22 protein-coding genes are annotated in these 21,340 nt (G+C 64.9%); 12 read left to right on the forward strand and 10 right to left on the reverse strand.

Annotated features, from left to right (window positions below):
- Positions 1–7: 7 nt before the first annotated feature.
- The 7 genes from QA642_RS33955 (at position 8) to QA642_RS33985 (ending at position 4,531) form a co-directional block, all read left to right on the forward strand.
- Entirely contained in the window at positions 8–889 is an 882-nt protein-coding gene (locus QA642_RS33955; protein ID WP_283080776.1) for an alpha/beta hydrolase, read from the forward strand.
- A 237-nt stretch (positions 890–1,126) separates the two neighbouring features.
- Positions 1,127–2,071 carry a metallophosphoesterase gene (locus tag QA642_RS33960; protein WP_283080777.1) on the forward strand — a complete coding sequence of 315 codons (945 nt, stop codon included), beginning with the start codon at positions 1,127–1,129 and terminating at the stop codon, positions 2,069–2,071.
- A gap of 24 nt (positions 2,072–2,095) precedes the next feature.
- Positions 2,096–2,434, forward strand: a complete 339-nt coding sequence (locus QA642_RS33965) for a cupredoxin family copper-binding protein (protein ID WP_235539447.1) — start codon at positions 2,096–2,098, stop codon at positions 2,432–2,434.
- Between the two features lie 115 nt (positions 2,435–2,549).
- Positions 2,550–3,098 carry a sigma-70 family RNA polymerase sigma factor gene (locus tag QA642_RS33970; protein WP_283080778.1) on the forward strand — a complete coding sequence of 183 codons (549 nt, stop codon included), beginning with the start codon at positions 2,550–2,552 and terminating at the stop codon, positions 3,096–3,098.
- Positions 3,095–3,862, forward strand: coding sequence for an anti-sigma factor (locus QA642_RS33975; protein ID WP_283080779.1), 768 nt, complete (start codon positions 3,095–3,097; stop codon positions 3,860–3,862). The genes QA642_RS33970 and QA642_RS33975 overlap by 4 nt, the downstream gene beginning before the upstream one ends.
- 69 nt (positions 3,863–3,931) lie before the next feature.
- Entirely contained in the window at positions 3,932–4,213 is a 282-nt protein-coding gene (locus tag QA642_RS33980) for a type II toxin-antitoxin system RelE/ParE family toxin (RefSeq protein WP_283080780.1), read from the forward strand.
- A gap of 12 nt (positions 4,214–4,225) precedes the next feature.
- Entirely contained in the window at positions 4,226–4,531 is a 306-nt protein-coding gene (locus QA642_RS33985; RefSeq protein ID WP_283080781.1) for a HigA family addiction module antitoxin, read from the forward strand.
- A gap of 24 nt (positions 4,532–4,555) precedes the next feature.
- On the opposite strand, the gene QA642_RS33990 is transcribed toward QA642_RS33985, so the two are convergent.
- Both QA642_RS33990 and hpnO read right to left on the reverse strand, forming a co-directional pair.
- Positions 4,556–4,960, reverse strand: a complete 405-nt coding sequence (locus QA642_RS33990) for a GFA family protein (RefSeq protein WP_283080782.1) — start codon at positions 4,958–4,960, stop codon at positions 4,556–4,558.
- A 117-nt stretch (positions 4,961–5,077) separates the two neighbouring features.
- Positions 5,078–6,469: an aminobacteriohopanetriol synthase HpnO gene (gene hpnO, locus QA642_RS33995; RefSeq protein ID WP_283080783.1), complete on the reverse strand. Its 1,392-nt coding sequence runs from the start codon at positions 6,467–6,469 to the stop codon at positions 5,078–5,080.
- A gap of 140 nt (positions 6,470–6,609) precedes the next feature.
- Between hpnO and QA642_RS34000 the strand changes: the two genes are divergently transcribed.
- Positions 6,610–7,233 (forward strand): DUF2147 domain-containing protein, encoded by a 624-nt coding sequence (locus tag QA642_RS34000; protein WP_283080784.1) that lies wholly within the window; start codon positions 6,610–6,612, stop codon positions 7,231–7,233.
- Here the strand turns inward: QA642_RS34000 and QA642_RS34005 are convergent.
- Positions 7,201–9,789, reverse strand: a complete 2,589-nt coding sequence (locus QA642_RS34005) for an MMPL family transporter (RefSeq protein ID WP_283080785.1) — start codon at positions 9,787–9,789, stop codon at positions 7,201–7,203. The genes QA642_RS34000 and QA642_RS34005 overlap by 33 nt on opposite strands.
- A gap of 452 nt (positions 9,790–10,241) precedes the next feature.
- On the opposite strand from QA642_RS34005, the gene ispH reads away from it, so the two are divergent.
- Both ispH and hpnH read left to right on the forward strand, forming a co-directional pair.
- Positions 10,242–11,168 carry a 4-hydroxy-3-methylbut-2-enyl diphosphate reductase gene (ispH, locus tag QA642_RS34010; RefSeq protein WP_283087034.1) on the forward strand — a complete coding sequence of 309 codons (927 nt, stop codon included), beginning with the start codon at positions 10,242–10,244 and terminating at the stop codon, positions 11,166–11,168.
- A 36-nt stretch (positions 11,169–11,204) separates the two neighbouring features.
- On the forward strand, positions 11,205–12,365 hold the full coding sequence (gene hpnH / locus QA642_RS34015) for an adenosyl-hopene transferase HpnH (protein WP_283080786.1): 1,161 nt from the start codon (positions 11,205–11,207) through the stop codon (positions 12,363–12,365).
- A 79-nt stretch (positions 12,366–12,444) separates the two neighbouring features.
- On the opposite strand, the gene QA642_RS34020 is transcribed toward hpnH, so the two are convergent.
- The 6 genes from QA642_RS34020 to QA642_RS34045 form a co-directional block, all read right to left on the reverse strand.
- The gene (locus QA642_RS34020; protein ID WP_283080787.1) at positions 12,445–13,194 is read right to left on the reverse strand and encodes a phosphorylase; all 750 of its coding nucleotides are present in this window, start codon (positions 13,192–13,194) and stop codon (positions 12,445–12,447) included.
- Complete coding sequence (gene shc / locus QA642_RS34025; RefSeq protein ID WP_283080788.1) at positions 13,191–15,173, reverse strand: squalene--hopene cyclase; 1,983 nt, start codon at positions 15,171–15,173, stop codon at positions 13,191–13,193. The genes QA642_RS34020 and shc overlap by 4 nt, the downstream gene beginning before the upstream one ends.
- Positions 15,174–15,236: 63 nt before the next feature.
- The gene (gene hpnE / locus QA642_RS34030) at positions 15,237–16,493 is read right to left on the reverse strand and encodes a hydroxysqualene dehydroxylase HpnE (RefSeq protein WP_283080789.1); all 1,257 of its coding nucleotides are present in this window, start codon (positions 16,491–16,493) and stop codon (positions 15,237–15,239) included.
- On the reverse strand, positions 16,493–17,332 hold the full coding sequence (gene hpnD / locus QA642_RS34035) for a presqualene diphosphate synthase HpnD (protein WP_283080790.1): 840 nt from the start codon (positions 17,330–17,332) through the stop codon (positions 16,493–16,495). The genes hpnE and hpnD overlap by 1 nt, the downstream gene beginning before the upstream one ends.
- Complete coding sequence (hpnC, locus tag QA642_RS34040) at positions 17,322–18,206, reverse strand: squalene synthase HpnC (protein WP_283080791.1); 885 nt, start codon at positions 18,204–18,206, stop codon at positions 17,322–17,324. The genes hpnD and hpnC overlap by 11 nt, the downstream gene beginning before the upstream one ends.
- 190 nt (positions 18,207–18,396) lie before the next feature.
- On the reverse strand, positions 18,397–18,636 hold the full coding sequence (locus tag QA642_RS34045; RefSeq protein ID WP_027558691.1) for a hypothetical protein: 240 nt from the start codon (positions 18,634–18,636) through the stop codon (positions 18,397–18,399).
- A 457-nt stretch (positions 18,637–19,093) separates the two neighbouring features.
- On the opposite strand from QA642_RS34045, the gene QA642_RS34050 reads away from it, so the two are divergent.
- Together QA642_RS34050 and QA642_RS34055 are read left to right on the forward strand one after the other, a co-directional pair.
- Entirely contained in the window at positions 19,094–19,591 is a 498-nt protein-coding gene (locus QA642_RS34050; RefSeq protein WP_027558690.1) for a hypothetical protein, read from the forward strand.
- An 87-nt stretch (positions 19,592–19,678) separates the two neighbouring features.
- Entirely contained in the window at positions 19,679–20,524 is an 846-nt protein-coding gene (locus QA642_RS34055; protein WP_283080792.1) for a hypothetical protein, read from the forward strand.
- An 18-nt stretch (positions 20,525–20,542) separates the two neighbouring features.
- Here the strand turns inward: QA642_RS34055 and QA642_RS34060 are convergent, their stop codons facing one another.
- A complete protein-coding gene (locus tag QA642_RS34060) occupies positions 20,543–21,334 on the reverse strand; it encodes a class I SAM-dependent methyltransferase (protein WP_283080793.1) in 792 nt (263 codons plus the stop codon).
- Between the last annotated feature and the right edge of the window lie 6 nt (positions 21,335–21,340).

The following is a 21,340-nucleotide window of genomic DNA, read 5'->3' on the forward strand; positions in this document are numbered from 1 at the left end:
CATCGCCATGGTCAATCCGCACCGCTTTTCAATTGGCCCCGCCGGCGCAGAGATCGCCATGTTGCAATGGGGCGAGAGCGGGAAACCGCCCGCCCTGCTCGTGCACGGCACCGGTTTCGTCGCCGATGTCTGGAACGAGGTCGCGCGCGAGCTTGCGTCGACCTACACCGTCTACGCCCTCGACCGCCGCGGCCACGGCGCCAGCCACAAGCCCAGCACCTATCACTTCCTGGACTTTGCCGACGACGTCTGCCGGGTCATCGATGCGCTCGGGCTGCGCGACGTCTACGGCATCGGCCACAGTGCGGGAGCGACCGACCTCCTGCTCGCGGCAAGGCTATTGCCCGGGCGTTTCACGCGCCTGTTCGTGATGGAGCCGACCATCATGGACCCGCGCGCGGCACGCTCCGGCGGATTGGACGAAGGGGCCCTGTCCCGCGTGCAAGGCGCGCTGCGCCGGCAGGCGGAATTCGACAGCCACGATGCCGTCTTCAACCGCTACCGCGCGGCACCGGCATTCGCGGATTGGACCGAAACGTCGCTGCGGGCCTATGTGCGTCACGGCTTCATGCCGATCGAGGATGGCCGAGTCCGGCTCTGCTGCACGCCCGAGATCGAGTCGGCGATGCTGCGTCCGATCTACGAGGCGATGACACAGGTTTACGTCGGCGATGCGCGCGGCAATCCGTTTGCCTCGCTCGCCGAGATCGCCTGCCCGGTGCGCGTCACCACCGCCGCGAAGTCGGGGCCGATCTACAAGGTGATGGCGGCGCGTGCGGTCTCGCTGATTCCGCGCGTCAGCACGCTGGTCTTTGAAGGCGCCGGGCACTGCGTGGCGCAGGAGGTGCCTGCTCTCGTGGTCGAAGCGGTGCGGGAGTTCGCGAACTAAGTCTCGTGCCCCGGACGCGCTGCAGCGTGCAACGCTGCTGCGCAGAGCCGGGGCCCATCTTACAACGTACCGTGCGGCCTTCTAGGTCCCGGCTCTGCAGCGCACCGCCAAGAGGCGCTGCGCTGCGTCCGGGACACGAGAGCCACCTCACGAAATCGTCATCGCGTCTGGGAATAAGCCTCCCCCTCCCCCAATCACCTCCCCGCAGCCCAATTCCGGGCGAAGCGGAGAGGTGCGATGAGCGGACACGATCACGGGGACGACGGCGTCAGCCGCCGCAAGGTGCTGGAATGCATGACCTGGGCCGGCACGGGGGTGCTCTGGACCGTCACGGGTGGCGTGCCGCGCTCGCTCGGCATCATCGATTCGGCTGAAGCCGCGACGGCGGCCACGCCCGGCATGACCTTCCTCCAGATCAGCGACAGCCATGTCGGCTTCGACAAGCCGGCCAATCCCAACGCGCTCGGCACGCTGGAGGAGGCCGTGAACAAGATCAACGCGATGCCGGCAAAACCGTCCTTCATGATCCACACCGGCGACATCACGCATCTGTCGAAGGCCGCCGAGTTCGACAATGCCGAGCGCATCATCTCGCAGAGCAAGCTCGACGTGCACTACGTTCCGGGCGAGCATGACTTCCTCGACGAGGAGGTGAAGTTCTATCGCGAGCGCTACGGCCGCGGCACCAAGGGCCAGGGCTGGTACTCCTTCGACGCCGGCGGCGTGCACTTCGTCGGCCTCGTCAACGTCGTCGACCTCAAGGCCGGCGGCCTCGGCAATCTCGGCGCCGAGCAACTCGCCTGGCTCGCGGACGATCTGCGCGGCAAGTCGAAATCGACGCCAGTCGTCTTGTTCGCCCACATCCCGCTCTGGACCGTCTATCCCGAATGGGGCTGGGGCACCGAGGACGGCGGCCGCGCGCTGGAGCTCGTGAAGGGCTTTGGCTCGGTGACCGTGCTCAACGGCCACATCCACCAGGTGATGCAGAAGGTCGAGGGCAACGTCACCTTCCACACCGCGCGCTCGACCGCCTTCCCGCAGCCGTCGCCGGGGGCCGCCCCCTCGCCCGGACCGATGAAGGTCGAGGACGCAAAACTCCGCTCCATGCTCGGCGTTGCCAGCGTCAACTTCAAGCAGAACGAGCAGCGGCTCGCGATCATCGACACGCCGCTCCAGGGTTGATCCAGGGCCAGACGGAAGCTGACAATGAAAACCCTCAACCGCCGCGACTTCGGTGTCGACCTCGGTCTCGCTTTGGCCGCGGCCATCCTGTTGCCCGCCACAAAAGCCCGTGCCGACAACGACCTGGAAGTGCATATCGACAATTTCGTGTTCCAGCCGGCCGAGCTCAAGATCAAGGTCGGCACCACCGTGACCTGGACCAACCGGGACGACATCCCGCACACCGTGGTGTCGGCCGGCAAGTTCAGGTCCAAGACCCTGGACACCGACGACAAGTTCTCGTTCACCTTCACCAATGCGGGCGACTACAAGTATTTTTGTTCGCTGCACCCGCACATGACGGGGATGATCAAGGTTGAGTAACGTCTCCAACCAAGGCATCAACGTCTTGCCCGGCCGGTGGTCCCACGCCGGCCGGGCTCACGCGTCTTCGGCCGCGGCCGTAGCGGAAGCAAAGCAAGAGGCAAAGCGAGGAGCGATGCCCGCCAACGACGATTTGCAGAAGGCTCAGCGCTTCCGTGAAGCTGCGCTGCCCTATCTCAACGACGTCTATACGCTCGCGCGCTATCTCTTGCGCGACGCCTCCGACGCCGAGGATGCGGTGCAGGAGTGCTATCTGCGCGCGCTGAAGCACTTCGACAGCTACCGTGGGCCGGCGATGAAACCTTGGCTGTTCGCGATCCTGCGCAATGTCTGCAACGCCGAATACGCACGGCGGGCGCACCGGCCGAGCGCGATCGAGGATACGCCCGGCGCCGACGAGCAGACGCCGTTATGGCAGGAGAGCGAGGCAAGCCCCGAGACCGAGGTGCTGCGCAGCCGCGATGCCGGCACCATCCGCAAGCTGATCGAGGCACTCGCCGAGCCGTTCAGGGAAACATTCGTGCTGCGGGAGATCAACAACCTGTCCTATCGTGAAATTGCCGAGGCGGCCGGCGTGCCCGTCGGCACCGTGATGTCCCGCCTCGCCCGCGCCCGCGCCATGCTGCGCGCGGCCTGGACGGCGGAAGAGGAGCATTCGAAATGACCTGCGACGAAGCAAAGATCCTGCTTCACGCGCTGCTCGACAACGAGCTGGACGCCGGCCATGCGCGCGAGGTCGAAGCCCATATCGCAAGCTGTCCGGACTGCGCCGCCGAGTTTGCCGCTCAGCGCCAGATGCAGCGCGTGCTCGCCGACACCGATTTGCGCTACACCGCGCCGGCGAGCCTCCGCACCCGCATCGAGGCCTCGTTGCCGCAGCCGCAGCGCCAGCAACCGACCCGCCGCTCCGTGCTGCGCGGCTTTGCCATGGGCTCGGCGGTCTCCGCGCTCGCCGCCTCCGGCGTCGTCGCCGTGGTGCTGCGCCAGGACGACCAGCAGCGCATCCTGTCGGAGGTCGTCTCCGCGCATCTGCGCTCGCTCCAGGCCGGTCACCTCATCGACGTGGTCTCGACCGACCAGCACACGGTGAAGCCGTGGTTCAACGGCAAGCTCGACGTTGCGCCGCCCGTGATCGACCTCACCGCGCAAGGCTTTACGCTGGTCGGCGGCCGGCTCGACTATATCGACGCACGCGCCATCGGCGCCGTCGTCTACAAGCGCCGGCAGCACGTGATCAACCTGTTCGTGTCGCAGACGTCGAACGCGGAATATCGCGCACCGAAGACCGAGACCATGCAGGGCTTCAACTGCCGCCGCTGGGGCAATCGCGGCCTGAACTTCTGGGCCGTCAGCGATATCGGCGCCGACGAGCTCGCCGAGTTCGTCGACAAGTTCGAGGCCGCGATGAAGGCGAATGTAGAGGGGTAGACCCAAGGTATGTATCACACACTGATACATTCTCCTTGCGTCTGTATCAGACTATGATACACTGCCTCTGTGATCAGAACGTTTCGGGACAAAACCACTGAAGCGGTCTTTAACGGCGAAAGTCCAAAGGGCTTTCCGGCCGACCTCGTGAAGGTTGCGCGGCGGAAGTTGCGCTATCTTCACGCGGCCGCCGAGCTCGGCGACTTAAGGGCGCCGCCCGGCAACCGCCTCGAAGCCTTGGCAGGCGATCGCAAGGGACAGCACTCGATCAGGATCAACGATCAATTCCGAGTGTGCTTCATCTGGACCGCGGAAGGTCCCGCTGAGGTCGAGATCGTGGACTATCACTAAGAGAGCGAGAAGATGGCGAGAAAGCTCAAGCCCATGCATCCTGGTGAGGTTCTGCGGGAAGAATTTCTGATCCCGCTGAACATGTCCGCCGGCGCGCTCGCCAAGACATGCGGCCTGCCGCGCACGCGCCTTGAGCGGATTGCGAGTGAGCAGACCGGGATTACCGCCGACACGGCACTTCGGCTTGGCAAGGCGCTCGGCACGACCGCCGAACTTTGGCTCAATCTTCAGAACGATTTCGACATCCAGATCGCCAAACGCGATCTCGGCAAGGCGCTCGATCGCATCGAGACCGTCAACAAGCCCAAAGCGGCCTGAGCGATCGTACGGCGCCTGCGCGCGTTATTCGAGCGGGGGAAACCGTTCGAACACCGGCAATTCGTGCGCCCGCTCCATCCAGCCAATCCGCTCGGCGATCTGGATGTGCATCATGGCCGGAATGGCATCGGGGTCATCATAGGTGCCGCTCTGGATGTCGATGACGTCGGGCATCAGGTTTTCGTTGACGTAGAACAGCCCCGTGCCGCAATCGGCACAGAAGTGCCGGCGTCCATGCTCCGAGGAGTGGTAGATCTTCGGCTGGCCCCGCACCACTTTGACCGCTTCGCGCGAATACATCGCCCAGCCGACCATCGGCGCTCCCGAATGGCGACGGCAATCCGCGCAGTGGCAGAGCGCGTGCACCATCATGTCGCCGTTCACCTCGTAGCGGATCGCACCGCAATGACAGCCGCCAGTCACAGGCATCGCGCAACTCCTCTCCCGGTCAGGTCAATGCCGGGAAGGTAAGTGCCGATTTGGCGTTTCAGGAGGCAGACTGCTTCAGCAGGCCGCACGTCGCGACATCAGGCCGCGGCGGAGGCCTTACGCCGACCGCCGCACCGCGTTGTCCACCAGCGTCTTGCCGAGCGACCAGATCGCGCCGGGGACCTTGTGGCTGCCGGCGATGACGTCGTCGAAGGCGCGCTCGATCCAGTTGCAGTCTTCTTCGGTGATGGTGAGCGGCGGCAGCAGCTTGATGGTGTGGCTGCCGTGGCCGGCGACCTGGGTGAGGATCTTGTGGTCCTTGAATAGCGGCACGGTGATGAGCTGGCAGAACAAGCCCTTGTTGGCGGTCTCCAGCACGTTCCATGAGGCGCGCAGGCGCAGCGACTTCGGCGGGCCGAACTCGACGCCGATCATCAGGCCCTTGCCGCGCACTTCCTTCATCAACTCGTAGCCGGGCACCATGCGCGTCAGCGCGAGGCGCAGCTCGGCGCCGCGCTTGGCGGCGGACTCGATCAGCTTCTCGGACTCCATGACATCGAGCGTGGCGATGCCCGCGGCCATCGCCAGGTCGTTCTTGGAGAAGGTCGAACCGTGCACCACCGCACGGTCCATCTGGTTGAAGATCTTGTCGAAGATGCTCTTGCGCGTCAGCACCGCGCCGACCGGCACGTGGCCACCGGACAGCGACTTCGACAGCAGCACCATGTCGGGCTCGACATTCCAGTGCTCGACTGCGAGGAAGCGGCCGGTACGGCCCATGCCGGTCTGGATCTCGTCGGCGACGAACAGGGTGCCGTATTTCTTGCAGAGCGCGGCCGCGCCCGGCAGGAACTCGTCGGTGGGCATGTTGACGCCCTTGCCCTGAATCGGCTCGACGACGAAGGCTGCGACCTCGCGCGAGGCCAGCGCCTTTTCCAGCGCGGCCAGGTCGTTGAACGGGATCGACGTGCAGCCCGGCAGCAGCGGCTCGAAGCCGGTGCGGAAATTCGAATCACCCGTCAGCGACAGCGCGCCATAGGTCAGGCCGTGATAGCCGTGGGCGCAATAGACGATGCCGGGACGCCCTGTCGCGCCACGGGCGAACTTGATCGCCGCTTCGACGCATTCGGCGCCGGAATTGGCGAAAAACGCCTTGTCGAGATAGGGGACGTATTTCAGGAGGCGCTCGGCGAGCACGCCGGCGAGCGTCGAGACGTCGAACTGGACGAGATTGGGCAAATCGGCGTCGAGCACGCTCTTGAGCGCCTCGCGCATGACCGGATGGTTGCGTCCGATCGCGAACACGCCGAATCCGGACAAAAGGTCGAGATAGCGCGCCCCGTCGCGGTCGTAGAGGTACTGCCCCTGCCCCTTCTGGAAGCCGACATCGTAGCCGATGGTCTTCAGAACCCGGACGAACTGCTCGTTCAGGTACCGATTATGCAGAGCGCTGCGCTGGGCCTGACGGTCCGCGAACAGCTGAGACATGTCTGGATTTGGACTGTGCATCCGCTACATACTTCGGTTGAGGGCCGTCTCGTCAACTGAAAACGGACCGTTACTGAAAACGGCTGTGCGGCCTTTTGCCCTTTTTCGGACCATCTTCGCAAGCACAGCTTTAGACCATGTTGCACTGCCAAGGAACTCTCATGCGTTTAGCCCTTTACACCGGAATTATACTGGCTGGCGGTTACACCTGCCTGACCCCGGCGCTCGCCGCCGATCCTACCGGCGACTGGCGGGTCGCCGACGGCGTCGCCAACATCCGTGTCGCCCAATGCAATGGCAGCATGTGGGGCGCAGTTTCCTGGGAAAAACAGCCCGGCGGCCGCGACGAGAACAATCCGGATGTGTCAAAAAAGAACAGGCCGACGCTGGGCATGGCGACCCTGATCGACATGAAGAAGAAGCCCGGCGTCGATCAGTGGGAAGGACAGGTCTACAACGCCAAGGACGGCCAGCTCTACAGCGCGACCATCACGCCTGCCGGCACCGACCAGCTCGAAATCAAGGGCTGCGTGATGGGCTTCCTCTGCGGCGGCGAGACCTGGACCCGGGTCGGCCCGCCGATCCCCTTGAGCACAGCGAACGCCATGGCGAAGGGTGGACCGAAGTCCACGGCGCCGAAAGCCCAGAGCACGACGGGCGCCGCAGCGCCTGCAGCCCCCGCGCCCGCAGCCCCGAAGACCGCCGCCAAGCCCGGTCAGAAAGGCGCCGCCGACACGGTCGGCGACATCTGCCTACTCCCTGAGATTGCGGGGCTTGCCCATTAGGGCCGGCTGGAACAGCAGCACCGCGGCAAGCGTCGTCACCAGCGAGAGTGCGAGCAGCTTGCCCATGCTGGACGTGCCGGGATGGCTCGACAGCCACAGGCTGCCGAACGCAGTCGCCGTCGTCAGCGCACTGAAGAAGATTGCGCGCGTGAGGCTGGTCTGGAGCAGATTCGTTCTGCCCGAGCGCCAGGCCACGACATAATAGATCTTGAAGGCGACGCCGACGCCGAGCAGCAGCGGGAACGCGACGATGTTGGCGAAGTTGAGCGGCAGGCCGATCAACACGCAGATTTCGAGCGTCACCGCGCCGGCCACCAGCAGCGGCACCAGCGTCATCAGCACGTCGACGAACCGCCGCAACGTGATCCACAGCAACAGGCTGATCACCAATAGCGCGTAGATGCCGGCGTGGATGAACGCCTTCACCACGGTATCGCCGGACTTCAGGATCGAGACCGGCCCGCCGATCGCCGTCGGCTCGGCCGCGAGCACCGCGGCGGCAAATCTGCGCAGCGTGTCGTTGTCGTTGGGATCGCCCTTGGGCAGCGCTTCGACGCGGATGACGCCGTCCTTGCTCTTCCAGGCGCTGACGAGATCGGGCGGCAGCGAGGCCAGGGTCACGGGGCCCGCCTGCATCGCGTTCCTGAGCTGGTCGAACACGATCTTCATCGGCGTGACGAACACGTTCTGCGCCTTGTTGCGCGTGGCCTCGTCGCCATTGGCGAGCTTCTCGAGCGCGTCCGCCAGCCGCCGCGAGGCGACCGCGCCAGGGCCCTTCGTATCACCGGCGGTCCGGCGCAGATTGTCGACCGAGGATTTCAGCGCCTCGACATTTTCCTGATCCGTCGGCGCCGCATCGATCTGGTCGGGGTTGAGCGCGGGGTTCAGCACCTTGGCGCCCTGCGCGATCAGCTTCAGCTTCGGCTGCTGGTCCTGCGGCACGAAGCTGTCGAGCGACATCACCCGCAGCACTTCCGGGACCTTCTCCAGCCTCGCCTCGACCTGCCTCGCCTGCTCCTCCGATGTGGTCATCACGTTGATGGCATTGGCGCCGGTGTTGGGATCCTTGCGCAGGTCGAGGAAGGTCGCGATCGATTCGGCATGCGGGTTGCGCAGGTTCATCGGGTTGAAGTCGAACTTCATGAAATAGAGCAGCGGCAGGCCGGCGAGCGCCAGCAGCAGCGTGCCGCCGACGACCAGCACACGGTGCTTCTCCAGGAAGTGATCGAGCGGCGCCAGGAAGGCGTAGCCGACCGGCTCCATCTCGCCGGGCGGGTTCAAGAGCTTCAGCAGTGCCGGCAGAACCGTGATCGAGGACAGGAACGCCACCAGCATGCCGACGCCGGCAATCTGGCCCAGCTCCGCGATGCCCTTGTAGTCGGTCGGCATGAAGCAGAGGAAGCCGGCCGCGGTCGCCATCGCCGCCAGCGACAGCGGGATCGCCGAACGCTTCGCCGCCAGCACCAGCGCACCCGTGAGGTCGTCGTGCTTGTAGCGCTCCGAGCGATAGCGGACGCTGTACTGGATGCCGAAATCGACGCCGAGGCCGACGAACAGCACCGCGAACGCGATCGACAGCAGATTGAACGAGCCCACCATCATCAGCCCGGCCGCGGTCGTGATCGCGAGTCCGACGAAGAGATTGATGAACACGGCGAAGATGATCTTGGCCGAATGCAGCGCCAGCCACAGGATCACCAGCACGACGAGGACCGTGCCGACGCCGTTCAAGACAGCACCTTCCTGCACGGTGGCGTATTCCTCGTTCGCGATCGGCACCGGGCCGGTCAGCCGCACCCGGGCCTGGAATTTGGTCGGGAAATCGAGCTCGGCGGCAGCCTTGCGGATCGCGTCGGTGGCGTCCTTGCCGGGCTCCAGCGCGTTGTAGTCGAGGATCGGCTTGAACTCGATGAAGGCGCGCCTGTCCGAATCCGACAGCGGCTGGTCGCTGACGAGCTCGCGCCAGGAGAAGGTCGCGTTGCCCTTGTTGACCACGGTCTCGACGGTCTGCGCGATCTGGTTGAAAGGCCGCTCGGTGCTGTCGAGCTTCACCTGCCCGCGCTTGACGCCGGCAAGCCCGGTCTCGAGCGCTCCCGTCAGGCCGCGGATCGAGGGATCGCCGGCCATGATCTCGATCAGGGGCGCTGCGGATTCGAACTGACTGGTCGCCTTGGCAACCTCTTCGGTCGGCAGGAACAACAGGCCGTTGCGCTCGAAGAACTCGCCGGTGCCGAGCTGCTGCATCGACACGAAATTGGTCTTGTCGTCTTTCAGCTTCGCATAGAGCGCGTCCGCCGCGGCGGTCGTCAGCTCGGGCGTCGCGGCCTCAACGACCGCGAGAATCGTCGCGTCGCGGTCGAAGGCGCGGTCGAACTGCTGGTCGCGCTGGCGCCAGTCGAGATTCTGGGAAATCAGCGAATTGATGTCGGTGTTGATGGCGAAGTGCCGCGCGGCGTAATAGCCCGCGCCGACCGACAGCAGGAGCCCGAGAATGACGACGAGGGAGGCAAACCGGGTGCAGGCCCTGACGATGGCAACGACTACGCTTTGCAGCACATCTTTTCTTTCTGGTGAACAGCTTGCCGAAAACGCCCGCTGTTTATCGGAGTTCCCGGGCGAAACCTATTGCTGTTTTGGGTGGCACTCGCCGCACCGAGGTTCGAGGTAAACGGCAAAGGCCGTCGCGAAATGCGGCGGTCGGTATAGCCGGGGAGTTAAGGCGGGAAAGTGGCGATGCGGTGAGCACAAAGGTCGCTTTGCCCACCGGGGGGTACCATATTATAGTACCGCATCGTTAGGGCAGCCGGGGAACCCGGGTTCATTGACCTTTCCTTGCTGCCGATTTTTTGACACAAAGTATTGCGCCTCCATGCGCCGGAACCCCGATGGGGGTGGGTGGTTACCGCGTGCGCGAAACCAATGGTGCGGTTATTGCACCTGATTGGTCAGGGTCGGGGTGCCGCCGGGGACTTGAAGCGGATTGGTGCAACTTGCGTGATGGGCGTCCTATGGAAGTTTACCTAGCGCAGCCGCGCGGCTTCTGCGCCGGCGTGGTGCGTGCGATCGAGATCGTGGAACGGGCGCTGGAGAAGTACGGCCCGCCCGTCTACGTGCGCCACGAGATCGTGCACAACAAGTACGTGGTCGAGAGCCTGAAGAACAAAGGCGCGATCTTCGTCGAGGAGCTGTCCGAGGTTCCGCCGAAGGCCGTGACGGTGTTCAGCGCCCATGGCGTCGCCCGCAGCGTCGAGGAAGAGGCCGCCGCGCGCGACCTTCCGGTGCTCAATGCCACCTGCCCGCTGGTCACGAAAGTTCACAATCAGGGGAAGCGCTACATCACCAAGGGCCGCACCCTGATCCTGATCGGCCATGCCGGCCACCCCGAGGTCGAGGGCACGATGGGCCAGGTTCCCGGCCCCGTGCTGCTGGTCCAAAGCGTTGAAGAGGTTAACGCCCTGGCGCTGCCGGCAGATACGCCATTGGCCTACATCACCCAGACCACCCTGTCGGTCGACGACACCAGGGACATCATCGCGGCCCTCCAGGCCCGCTTTACAGATATTCAAGGTCCGGATATCCGGGATATCTGCTATGCGACACAGAACCGCCAATCTGCGGTAAGGGACTTGAGCAAGCTGGTCGACGTGATCTTGGTGGTGGGCGCTGCCAATAGCTCGAATTCGAACCGGCTCCGCGAAATCGGCACTGAGGCCGGCGTCGCGAGTTATTTGATTGCCGACGGCAGCGAGCTCAATCCGGAGTGGTTGAAGGATGCCAGGACCGTCGGCGTCACGGCCGGCGCCTCGGCGCCCGAGGTACTCGTGGATGACGTGATCGAAGCGATGCGGCGGATCGGACCGGTGAAGGTCCAGGTGCTGCCGGGCCGCGAGGAAAACATCGAATTCAGGCTTCCGGCCGAACTGGCTGCGAGCTGACCTACCCCGAATTCCAATCCCAGAAAGAAACCTGCAATGGCTATCCCCTTCTTCAAGGAAATGCGTATCGGCGGCTATTTGCTCAAGCAGAAACTGCTTGGCCGCAAACGCTATCCGCTCGTGCTGATGCTGGAGCCGCTGTTCCGCTGCAACCTCGCCTGCGTCGGCTGCGGCAAGATCGATTATCCGGATGCGATCCTCAACCGCCGCATGACCGCGCAGGAGTGCTGGGACGCGGCCGACGAGTGCGGCGCGCCGATGGTCGCGATTCCCGGCGGCGAACCGCTGATCCACAAGGAGATCGGCGAGATCGTGCGCGGCCTCGTTGCGCGCAAGAAGTTCGTCTCGCTCTGCACGAACGCGCTGCTGCTCGAGAAGAAGCTCGACCTGTTCGAGCCCTCGCCCTACCTGTTCTTCTCGGTGCATCTCGACGGCCTGCGCGACCACCACGACAAGGCGGTGTCGCAGAAGGGCGTGTTCGACCGCGCCGTCTCCGCGATCAAGGCGGCCAAGGCGCGCGGCTTCACCGTCAACGTCAACGCCACCATCTTCGACGGCCATCCGGCCGAGGAGATCGCAAAATTCCTCGACCTCACCGTCGAGCTCGGTGTCGGCGTCTCGATGTCGCCGGGCTACGCCTATGAGCGCGCGCCGGACCAGGAGCACTTCCTCAACCGCACCAAGACCAAGAAGCTGTTCCGCGACGTCTTCGCGATGGGCAAGGGCAAGAAGTGGAACTTCATGCATTCCGGCCTGTTCCTGGACTTCCTCGCCGGCAACCAGGAATACGAGTGCACGCCGTGGGGCATGCCCGCGCGCAACATCTTCGGCTGGCAGAAGCCCTGCTACCTGCTCGGTGAAGGCTACGCCAAAACCTTCAAGGAGCTGATGGACACCACCGACTGGGACACCTACGGCACCGGCAAGTACGAGAAGTGCGCCGACTGTATGGCCCATTGCGGCTACGAGCCGACGGCGGCGACCGCAGCGCTCAACAACCCGCTGAAGGCGATGTGGGTGTCGCTGCGCGGCATCAAGACCACTGGCCCGATGGTGCCGGAGATCGACATGTCCAAGCAGCGCCCGGCGCAGTACATCTTCTCGGAGCAGGTCCAGAAGAAGCTGTCGGAGATCCGCAAGGACGAAGCGCTCGCCGCCGAACAGAAGGCCGCGCGGAAGGCTTCGACCGCCGCGTAAGCGCGCGGACAACAGATACAAACAGAAAGGCCCGGTCGCGCGACCGGGCCTTTTCTTTTGCTCAGCGCGAAGACGTCGCTCAGGCCGCCTTGGACACCAGGACCTCGCTCTCGATGAGCTCCGTCCCGATCAGATAGTCGCGGCAGCCGCGAAGTGAGCGTAGCGCGCGATTGAAGTCGATGCCGGTCGAGACCAGCGCATGCAGCGTCGTCGGATTGCGCACGATGCCGCGCAGCACGGCTGGAAGGTCGATCTGACCGTTCGGCTTGATCGCGGCACGGGCGAGCGCCGGCAGCGCACGGTGGGCGGGGTCGCTGATGACGCGGACCGCGGCGAAGGGCAGCCCGGCCTCGGCGGCATAGGCAGCCGCGATGTGGCTTTCCATGTCGACGGCCGCAGCCCCGGTCTCGGAATGCAGCGCCGCCTTGCAGGACCGCTTCGTGACCACCTCCTCGGCGCCGGCGAGGCTGCCGCGCACCACGCGGCGGCGGCCCGAGGTCAGGCGGTCGATCAGGTCGTCGCCGAGCGACAGGCCTGCGGCCCAGCGGGTGTCGCCGGACAGCACCTCGGTCGCCAGCACGACGTCACCGGAGCGCAGCGTCGGATCGAGCCCGCCGGCCACGCCGAACGAGATCACGCCGCGAATCGTATCGGGATCGACCACCGTCAGCAGCGCGCGCAATTGGCTGGGGCTGCTGGACGAGCAGATGACGGCCATTCCAGGCCCGGCCGCGATACGGGCCTCCTGAACCAGTCCAGTCACGATCAAGATCGGCCGCGGATCAATGGCATTGCCCGCGGTAAAATAGTCCCCCGTCCCCAAAGTCACATTCCGACCCCTACCACCCTGCTGTTGGTGTTCCGCAAGTTCCGATACCGCGCCAGCGCCCACAGCGGAAAGAACTTTGGGTAACCATGATACCGTAGATAGAACACGCGGGGGAAGCCTGTGGCGGTGTACCGCAGCTCGTCCCACAGTCCTTTTTTGTTCTGTGTTGCAATCAGGTACTCCACCCCGCGGGCGACGGCCGGGTGATCAACCTCGCCTGCCGCCATCAGGGCAAGCAAGGCCCATGCCGTTTGCGAGGCGGTCGACGGGGCGGCCTCCCAGCCCTTGTAGTCCAGGCGGTAGCTGACCGCGTCCTCGCCCCAGCCGCCGTCCTTGTTCTGGATCGAGGCCAGCCAGGCGGCAGCCTTCCGCATCATCGGGTCCTTGTGGTCGACGCCCGCCATGTTGAGGGCGCAGAGCACGGACCAGGTTCCATAGATGAAGTTCAGGCCCCAGCGGCCATACCAGGAGCCCTCGGGATGCTGGGTCTTGCGGAGATAGGCCACGCCGTCGGCGACGTGCTTGCTGGTCTTCTCGGTCTCGCCGAGCTGGGCCAGCATGGAGATGCAGCGAGCGGTGACGTCCTCGGTCGGCGGATCGAGCAGCGCGCCGTGGTCCGAGAACGGAATGTTGTTGAGGTAATATTCGAGGTTGTTGACGTCGAAGGCAGCCCAGCCGCCATCGTCGCTCTGCATGCCCTCGATCCACTCCCGGCCGCGGGCGATCGCGGCATCATAGCCGGTCGCACCGTGCTCCCGGCGCATGCGGTCCATCGACATCACCACGACGGCGGTGTCGTCGAGATCGGGGTAGTGGGCATTGTTGTACTGGAACGCCCAGCCGCCCGGGCGCACGTCGGGCCGCTTCGCCGCCCAGTCGCCCTTCACCTCGAGCTCCTGCTTCGGGATCAGCCAGTCGAGGCCCTGCTTGGCCGCGGGCACCGCCTTGTCGCCGCCGGCTTCCAGCAGCGCATGCGCGGTCAGCGTCGTGTCCCACACCGGCGAGACGCAGGGCTGGCAATAGGCTTCGTCGTCGCGGATCACCAGCAGCTTGTCGATGCCCCGGCGCGTCACCGCACGCGGCGGATAGTTCTCGTCCTTGCCGAGCGCATCGTACATCATGACGATGTTGGCCATCGGCGGATAGATCGCGCCCATGCCGTCCTCGCCGTTCAGCCGCTCCTCGGTGAAGGCGAGCGCCGCATCGATCGCGCGCTGGCGCAGGCTCTTCGGAAACATCGGCTCGATGACGCGCAGGATCGCATCGAGCGAACGGAATAGCAGGAACCAGGCCATGCTCTGATGCGGCGCCTTCGCCGTCATGCCGATCGAGCGCGGATCCTGCAAAAACAGCTCGTCGATGCCGACGCCCTTCGGATTCTTCGCGCGCGGCTTGAGCGCAGCGATCACCATCAGCGGCACCATGGTGGTGCGCGCCCAGTAGGAGATCTTGTTGAGGTGGAACGGCGACCAGAACGGCAGCAGCACGATCTCGATCGGCAGCACCGGCACCGCGCGCCAGGTCACGACGCCGAACGTCGCGAGCAGGAAGCGTGTGAAGACGTTGCTGTGAATCGCGCCGCCGCGGGCATGGATCGCCTCGCGCGCACGCACCATATGAAGCGCATCGACGGAGTCGCCGATCATCTTCAGCGCGAAGTACGCCTTCACGCTGGCGCTCATGTCGAACTCGCCGTCATGCACCAGCGGCCAGCCGCCATGGGCGCCCTGGACGCGGCGCAGATAATTGCCGATCTTGGCCTCGAGCACGGTGTCGACGGGCTCTGCGAGATAATGGCGGAGCAGGATGTACTCGGCCGGAATCGTGCAGTCGGCCTCGAGCTCGAACACCCAGTGGCCGTCCGGTTGCTGGAAGCCGAGGACGCCTTGCGTGGCGAACGCAATGCTCGAGTCCAAGGTCCTCGATTCCAAGGTCCTCGATTCCAGGACTTCGCGATTGGGCGCGTTCACGGAATCCATCTCGCTCGATTACTCCGATAGTTGATTGAAAATGACCGGGACATCCGCCCGTCAGGGCCGCTTTCAAGATCCTTTGGCGGCCAGAACCAGATCCGCGGCGCGGTCACCGGACCGGACCGATCCTTCGATCGTTGCAGGCAATCCCGTAGCAGTCCAATCGCCGGCAAGGAACAGGTTTTTCAGCGTAGTCGCCGGCCCTGGACGCAGGGCATTCTGGGCCGGCGTCGCCGCAAATGTGGCACGGCGCTCGCGCACGATCTGCCACGGCGGCAGCTCGCCGGACACGCCTGCGGCCTCGCAGACATCGTTCCAGATCGCCTGCGCCAGTTCCTCGCGCGGCATGTCGACCAGGCGGTCGCCATTGCTGATGGTGACTGAGAGCCGGTTCGGGAACGCGAACAGCCATTCCACGACGCCGCCGATCACACCGAGGATCGGCGCCGAACCGGGCGGCGGCTCAAAGCGGAAATGCGCGTTCACGATGGCGCGGAATTCGGTCGGCGTCTTCAGGCCCGGCAGCAGGCTCGCTGCCGCGCGCGGCGGCACCGCCATCACGATGACGTCGCCCGCACCGAGCTGGACCACGTCCTCGCCGCCGAAATTCAGCGCGGTCACCTTGCCGTCGCTGCTGACGAACGACCGCAGCTCGTGGCCGAGCTGAACGGAATGGCCGCGCTCCTGCAGGAATTTCACGGCCGGCTCGATCAGCACGGCGCTGAGGCCGTCGCGCGCGATCAGCGGGCGGCAGGCCTGCCCGCCCGCAAGCAGCGTCTCGCGCACGATGGCGCCGGCAAGTCCGGCCGAGCCCTCGGGCGGATCGACGTTGAGCGCGGCAAGCAGCAGCGGCTGCACCAGGCGCTGATAGAGGATGCCTTCGCAAGGAATCGACTTGCCGACCAGCGTGTCTTCCGAGGCCCAGATCAGCGGCGCCAGCTTCAGATAATCGGTGAGCCCGGTGTCGGGCACGCGGCGGCTTTCGTCGAGCACCCAGGTCGGCAGCCGGCCGTTGCCGAGATCGATCTGCCAGCGCTGGCCGGTCTTGATGTCGACGAAGGGAAACTGCGCGCTGTCAGGGCCGACGAGGCCGGCCTCGGTGCCGATCGAGCGCGCATAGGCGCGCGCATGGCCGTTGCCCGACAGCAGCAAGTGATTGCCGTTGTCGATGGTGAGATTGGTGGCGCCGTCGAAATAGGAGCGGCAGCGGCCGCCGGCCTGGTGCGTCGCCTCGTGCACGGCGACCTTGAAGCCGGCATTGGCGAGCCGCACGGCGGCAGAGAGGCCGGAAATTCCGGCGCCGATGATGTGAGCTGTCTTTTGCATCAGATGAAAGCGTAGCGGAGCAGGATCAGCATGCGTGTGACCTTCGACACACGCACCGGTTCGCGCGGCGCGTTGAAACCGCGCGCGATCAGGAGGTCCAGAATGGAATGGTAGTACTTCGACATGATCCGCGGCGCACGCACGGCGCGGCGCTTGTTGCGGTTCATGATCTCGTCCGACTTTTCGAAATGCGCCTTGGCGCGCTGCGTCAGCGGCACGCAGACCTTCGGCAGCGCGCGCTCGGCGATCACGCGGTTCGGATCGTTGGAGGTGATCCCGGCATGCAGCAGCGCCTCACGCGGCAGATAGAGCCGGCCAAGGCCGGCGTCCTCGTCGATGTCGCGCAGGATGTTGGTGAGCTGGAGCGCGCGGCCCAGATGATGGGCGAGCAGGATGCCGTCCTCTTCCGGCAGGCCGAACACGCGCACCGACAATCGTCCGACAGCGCTCGCGACGCGATCGCAATAGAGATCGAGCGTCGCCATGTCGGGCGCGCGGATGTCCTGCGGCACGTCCATCTCCATGCCGTCGACGATGGCGAGGAAATCCTCCCGCTTCAGGCCGAAGGTCTTCACCGAGGCGACGTAGTCCTTCAGCCGCGGCGGCGGATTGCCCTGATAGAGCGCATCGATGTCGTTGCGCCACTCCTGCAGCGCGGCGAGCCGCTCGTCGCGCGGGCCGTCGGAATCGGCGATGTCGTCGACCTGGCGGCAGAAGCTGTAGATCTGGAACATCGCTTCGCGCTGGTCATGCGGCAGGATGCGCATCGCAGCGTAGAAGGAGCTGTTCGATGCGGTCGAGCCATAATTGGCGCCGGGCGAGGTCGCCTCAAGCGTCATGGGCAGTCCCCGGTCTGGAAATGGCCTTGCGCCCGATCGCGCGGCGGCCGACTTCGCCGATCATGCCGGCGAGGCTGAAGGTGAGCAGCTCGAACTTGTTCAGGTGCACGCGCTCGCGCAAGGGGTCGCGCACCTTCAGGAGGCGCACGATGCGGTCGGCATAGGCCTGGATCACCGCGACGTCGACGCCGAGGCGGAAATCCCGGATCTCCGCAGCTAGCGACCTGCCCTCGTCGAGCAGGGCCTCATTGCGCGCGGCAAGCGACTGAAGGCAGGCCAGCATGGCCGGCGGCGACTGCGCGAGCCCGAGTTGCTCGACCGAGGCGCCGCTCGCGGCCAGCGCATCGCGCGGCAGATAGACGCGGTTGAGCTCGCGGAAATCCTTGCCGCAATCCTGCAGGTGATTGTTGATCTGAAGGCCGGCGCAGAGCGCGTCCGACGCGGCCCAGGTCGAGGTGCTCTCGCCGTGAACGTCGAGCATGAAGCGTCCGACCGGCATCGCCGAATAGCGGCAATAGTGGATCACTTCGTCCCAGGTCTCGTAGCGCAGCTTGGTCACATCCATGCGGAACGCGATCAGCACGTCGAGCGCATGGCGCGGCGTCATGCCGCGGTCAGCCAGCGCACGCCGCAGCGTGACAGCCTCGGCCTGGGTATCGCCCTTGCCGAGCAGTTCCGCCTCGAGCAGGTCGAGATAAGCGAGCTTCTGGTCGGGGGGCAGCGTCGCGTGGTCGGCGATGTCGTCGGCGGTGCGGACGAAATTGTAATACGCCAGGATCAGGGCGCGATGACGCGGATGAATGATCCAGGACGCGACGGGAAAATTCTCGTCGCGGTCACCCTTGCCGGATCGCAATTCGCTCGCAGAGGTCATCGAGGGCTGATTTACAATCGTTTGGACAGGAAGGGGTTTTTCGCTCGCGCGGGCTCATGCCGGCGATGCCGCCGCGGCCCCCATATAGGGGAATACGGCCGCAAAACCAATCCTGTCACTCGATGGCAGCCCTTCCAGATCCGCCCAAAAAGGCGGCTCCTGGGCCGCCTTTGTGGGCCAGTGGCCGAGCTTACTGGTTGTGGTTCTTCAGGACCTGGTCGCAGGCCTGCGAGATCTTGGCCCGGTTCTCCTTGAGGCAGGCCAGGATGGTGAAATCGCCCTGGTCGATGACCGGACGGCAGAACTTCTGCACGTCGCGCGTGCAGGCCTTCTGCTCGGCGTCCGTGCCGCGCCCACCTTGCTGCTGGGCGAATGCTGCCGTCGAAAGAGATGCGGACACCAGGGTGAGAGCGACGAGAAGCTTACGCATTGTATTCCTTCATTCTGACGGCAGAATCGCACCGATCCCGGACAGCACAGCGCGGAGACGGGAACGGATTGTTCTGATGGCAAGTCGCCGCGGAAGCAGCGGCCTCGGAGAAGGCACAAGCACTGGCAAATGCGGCCAAATTGGCGCCGCGCCTCCCAAATCAGGTCTTCCCTACGCTTTCATTGGCAGATGTAACAGGTTGATACTACGTCATAATTCTGGCACGTCGCGTTTTGCTTGGCACCTGTTGCACACCTGCATCTCTCCGCCCGGCTGTTTCGCCCAGAAACATGCGGAAATAAAGGGAATCGCGATATCGGGGCGGCGCGAGCCGTCGTGAACCGCCATCTCTGGCGGCCGGGATTTGAACCTGAGACAGGCTCAAGGCACTAAACTTTCGATGTGGCGAGACGTTCTTCATCATAAGCGAACGTCGTTCCAAAACGGGATATTTGAGATGAAATTCTTTGGGCGATCTGGACTGGCAATCAAGGCGGCCGGCATCGGGGCTGCGCTGCTCTTCTCAGTTACGGCAAGCCATGCTCAGTCGTCCGGACCCTTTGCCGGTTTCGACGGCGCGTGGACCGGCACCGGCACGGTGTCGCTGTCAGACGGCTCCACCGAGCGCATCCGCTGCAAGGCCGACTACAAGGTCGCCGGCAGCGGCCTCGCGCTCAAGCAGGCGCTGCACTGCGCCTCCGACAGCTACAAGTTCGACCTGACCAGCGATGTCACGAGCCAGGGCGAGCGGATTTCCGGCAATTGGAGCGAGTCCAACCGCAACATCTTCGGCAATCTGCAAGGCACCGCCGGCGGCGGCCAGATCGACGTGTTCGTCGAGGCCAACGGCTTTGCCGCCAATCTGTCGCTGCGCACCAACGGCACCAAGCAGACGGTCCAGATCTCCTCCAAGGGTGAGATCCGCGGCGTCAACATCACGATGACGAAGGGCTGATTGCCCTTCTCGCGTTGGAAGGAACACGCCCCCGGTTCTCGCGAGCCGGGGGCTTTTTGCTGACATGAACGTGGCCGGATTGCTGAAATGGACCTAATCCGCAGACATCTTCTCAAGGCCGCCGGGCTCTTCGTGGCCAGCCGCGCCTTCGCCGACGATCAGCCGCCAAATCAACAGGGAACGAACATGCAGCCATCCTCGGTGAAGCCGCGTCACGTGCTCTGCTTTCTCGGCAAGGACGACAGGCTGCTCACTCCGCCGAACGCAGTGGCGAAGACGATCGCCGATTTCAACTTCGAGATCGACCGCACCTATTCGCAAGCCAAACCCGATCCGCATATGGAGCGATCGTTCGGCGTGTGCTGGGACCGCGTCTTCCCGAAAGCATGGTCGGCGGCCGACGAAGCCGCCGTGGCGAGCCACAAGGCGGTTCTCTACGTGCTGAGCCCGCCGCTGGAGCAGCAGAAGGCGGTCGCCTATTCGGCGGCAGCCTTGCGTATCGTCGAGGAAATGATCGAGGCCGGCGCCACCGCCGTGAAGGGCGAAAGCGCCGGCGTCGCCCACGGGCTTGCGCGGTGGCGCAGCCTCGCTGATCAGGCACGCACGGGCGCAAAGACCAGCCAGGGCCTTGGCATGACGCTCGCCCTCGCCAAGGCCTGTCGCCTTGCCTTCGCCAAGCGCCCGCTCGGCGGCGATCGCTATTACGAGACCGTCGGCTATCACCTCGTCGGCCTGCCGGAGGTCTATGTCGCAAAATCGCGCGGCAACGAGTGGTCCGCGGTGATGCTGATGGAGGAAATCGCCAACGCGATGGCGGAGCACGGCATCGAGGCGACGCTGCGCGACCGCAAGCTCACGCTCTCGCGGGAGCAGGACTACGCGGAAGACGATTTCAAGTTCAATCCGTACGGGATCGTCCGCATCGAGACGTGAGCGCCGCACACCGCCGGGTCAATCCTTGCGCGCGACGCATTCGCACCGGCATCTGAAATAGACAGCGTCCGGATCGCGCCCCCAGGCGTCCCATCCGGTCAGCGCAGCCTGGATCTCATCGTCGGTTGCGAGCCCCTTCGCAACGAGCTGCGGCCCGAGACCGAGCAAGCTCCGCCGCGCATCGGTGACGGCTTCGGTGCGGCTCGCAGCATCGGCGCTATGATTGACATAGCTCGCACCGGCCCAGACCGGCGTAAAACCGTGAGCGCGAAGAATCGAGCCCTGCCGCCGGCCGAAGCGAAGCGCGTCCGGATCACCGTGCTCGTACCAGCGCTGCCAGAGATCGAGCGCGAGGCGCACGCCATCGATGTCAGGATGAAGGACGTTGCCGCCGATATCGGCGTCACGCGTCGCGATGAGGCCACCGGGCTTCAGCAACCGCCGGGCTTCTGCCAGCGCTCGCGCCAGCACCGCATGGCTCTGATGGTAGAGCACCGCATGAAAGAACACCGCATCGAACGACTCGTTCTCGAAGGGAAGCGCGGTGATGTCGGCTTCGACAAAGGCCAGATTGGTCAAGCCTTCCGCTGCTGCCAGCCGATTGGCGGCAACGATCGCATTCGGCTCGATGTCGACGCCGACTGCCTTTGCGACGACGCCCGCGAGCGCCGCCGTGATGGTCCCGGGCCCACAGCCGGCATCGAGCAGGATCATGCCCGACGTCAGGAACGGGACGAGAAAGGCGGCGGAATCACCGCTCCGCTTCCGCTGAAACTCCACGATGGAACTGTCGTGCCGTATCGGCCGCATGAGCTA

The sequence above is a fragment of the Bradyrhizobium sp. CB2312 genome (genome assembly GCF_029714425.1).
Taxonomy (GTDB): domain Bacteria; phylum Pseudomonadota; class Alphaproteobacteria; order Rhizobiales; family Xanthobacteraceae; genus Bradyrhizobium.

What these genes read in the sequence shown, in the direction of transcription:
- QA642_RS33955 (WP_283080776.1), top strand. Translation starts at nt 8, where the DNA reads ATGGTCAATCCGCACCGCTTTTCAATTGGCCCCGCCGGCGCAGAGATC.
- QA642_RS33960 (WP_283080777.1), top strand. Translation starts at nt 1,127, where the DNA reads ATGAGCGGACACGATCACGGGGACGACGGCGTCAGCCGCCGCAAGGTG.
- QA642_RS33965 (WP_235539447.1), top strand. Translation starts at nt 2,096, where the DNA reads ATGAAAACCCTCAACCGCCGCGACTTCGGTGTCGACCTCGGTCTCGCT.
- QA642_RS33970 (WP_283080778.1), top strand. Translation starts at nt 2,550, where the DNA reads ATGCCCGCCAACGACGATTTGCAGAAGGCTCAGCGCTTCCGTGAAGCT.
- QA642_RS33975 (WP_283080779.1), top strand. Translation starts at nt 3,095, where the DNA reads ATGACCTGCGACGAAGCAAAGATCCTGCTTCACGCGCTGCTCGACAAC.
- QA642_RS33985 (WP_283080781.1), top strand. Translation starts at nt 4,226, where the DNA reads ATGGCGAGAAAGCTCAAGCCCATGCATCCTGGTGAGGTTCTGCGGGAA.
- QA642_RS33990 (WP_283080782.1), bottom strand. Translation starts at nt 4,960, where the DNA reads ATGCCTGTGACTGGCGGCTGTCATTGCGGTGCGATCCGCTACGAGGTG.
- hpnO (WP_283080783.1), bottom strand. Translation starts at nt 6,469, where the DNA reads ATGCACAGTCCAAATCCAGACATGTCTCAGCTGTTCGCGGACCGTCAG.
- QA642_RS34000 (WP_283080784.1), top strand. Translation starts at nt 6,610, where the DNA reads ATGCGTTTAGCCCTTTACACCGGAATTATACTGGCTGGCGGTTACACC.
- ispH (WP_283087034.1), top strand. Translation starts at nt 10,242, where the DNA reads ATGGAAGTTTACCTAGCGCAGCCGCGCGGCTTCTGCGCCGGCGTGGTG.
- hpnH (WP_283080786.1), top strand. Translation starts at nt 11,205, where the DNA reads ATGGCTATCCCCTTCTTCAAGGAAATGCGTATCGGCGGCTATTTGCTC.
- shc (WP_283080788.1), bottom strand. Translation starts at nt 15,173, where the DNA reads ATGGATTCCGTGAACGCGCCCAATCGCGAAGTCCTGGAATCGAGGACC.
- hpnE (WP_283080789.1), bottom strand. Translation starts at nt 16,493, where the DNA reads ATGCAAAAGACAGCTCACATCATCGGCGCCGGAATTTCCGGCCTCTCT.
- hpnD (WP_283080790.1), bottom strand. Translation starts at nt 17,332, where the DNA reads ATGACGCTTGAGGCGACCTCGCCCGGCGCCAATTATGGCTCGACCGCA.
- hpnC (WP_283080791.1), bottom strand. Translation starts at nt 18,206, where the DNA reads ATGACCTCTGCGAGCGAATTGCGATCCGGCAAGGGTGACCGCGACGAG.
- QA642_RS34045 (WP_027558691.1), bottom strand. Translation starts at nt 18,636, where the DNA reads ATGCGTAAGCTTCTCGTCGCTCTCACCCTGGTGTCCGCATCTCTTTCG.
- QA642_RS34050 (WP_027558690.1), top strand. Translation starts at nt 19,094, where the DNA reads ATGAAATTCTTTGGGCGATCTGGACTGGCAATCAAGGCGGCCGGCATC.
- QA642_RS34055 (WP_283080792.1), top strand. Translation starts at nt 19,679, where the DNA reads ATGGACCTAATCCGCAGACATCTTCTCAAGGCCGCCGGGCTCTTCGTG.
- QA642_RS34060 (WP_283080793.1), bottom strand. Translation starts at nt 21,334, where the DNA reads ATGCGGCCGATACGGCACGACAGTTCCATCGTGGAGTTTCAGCGGAAG.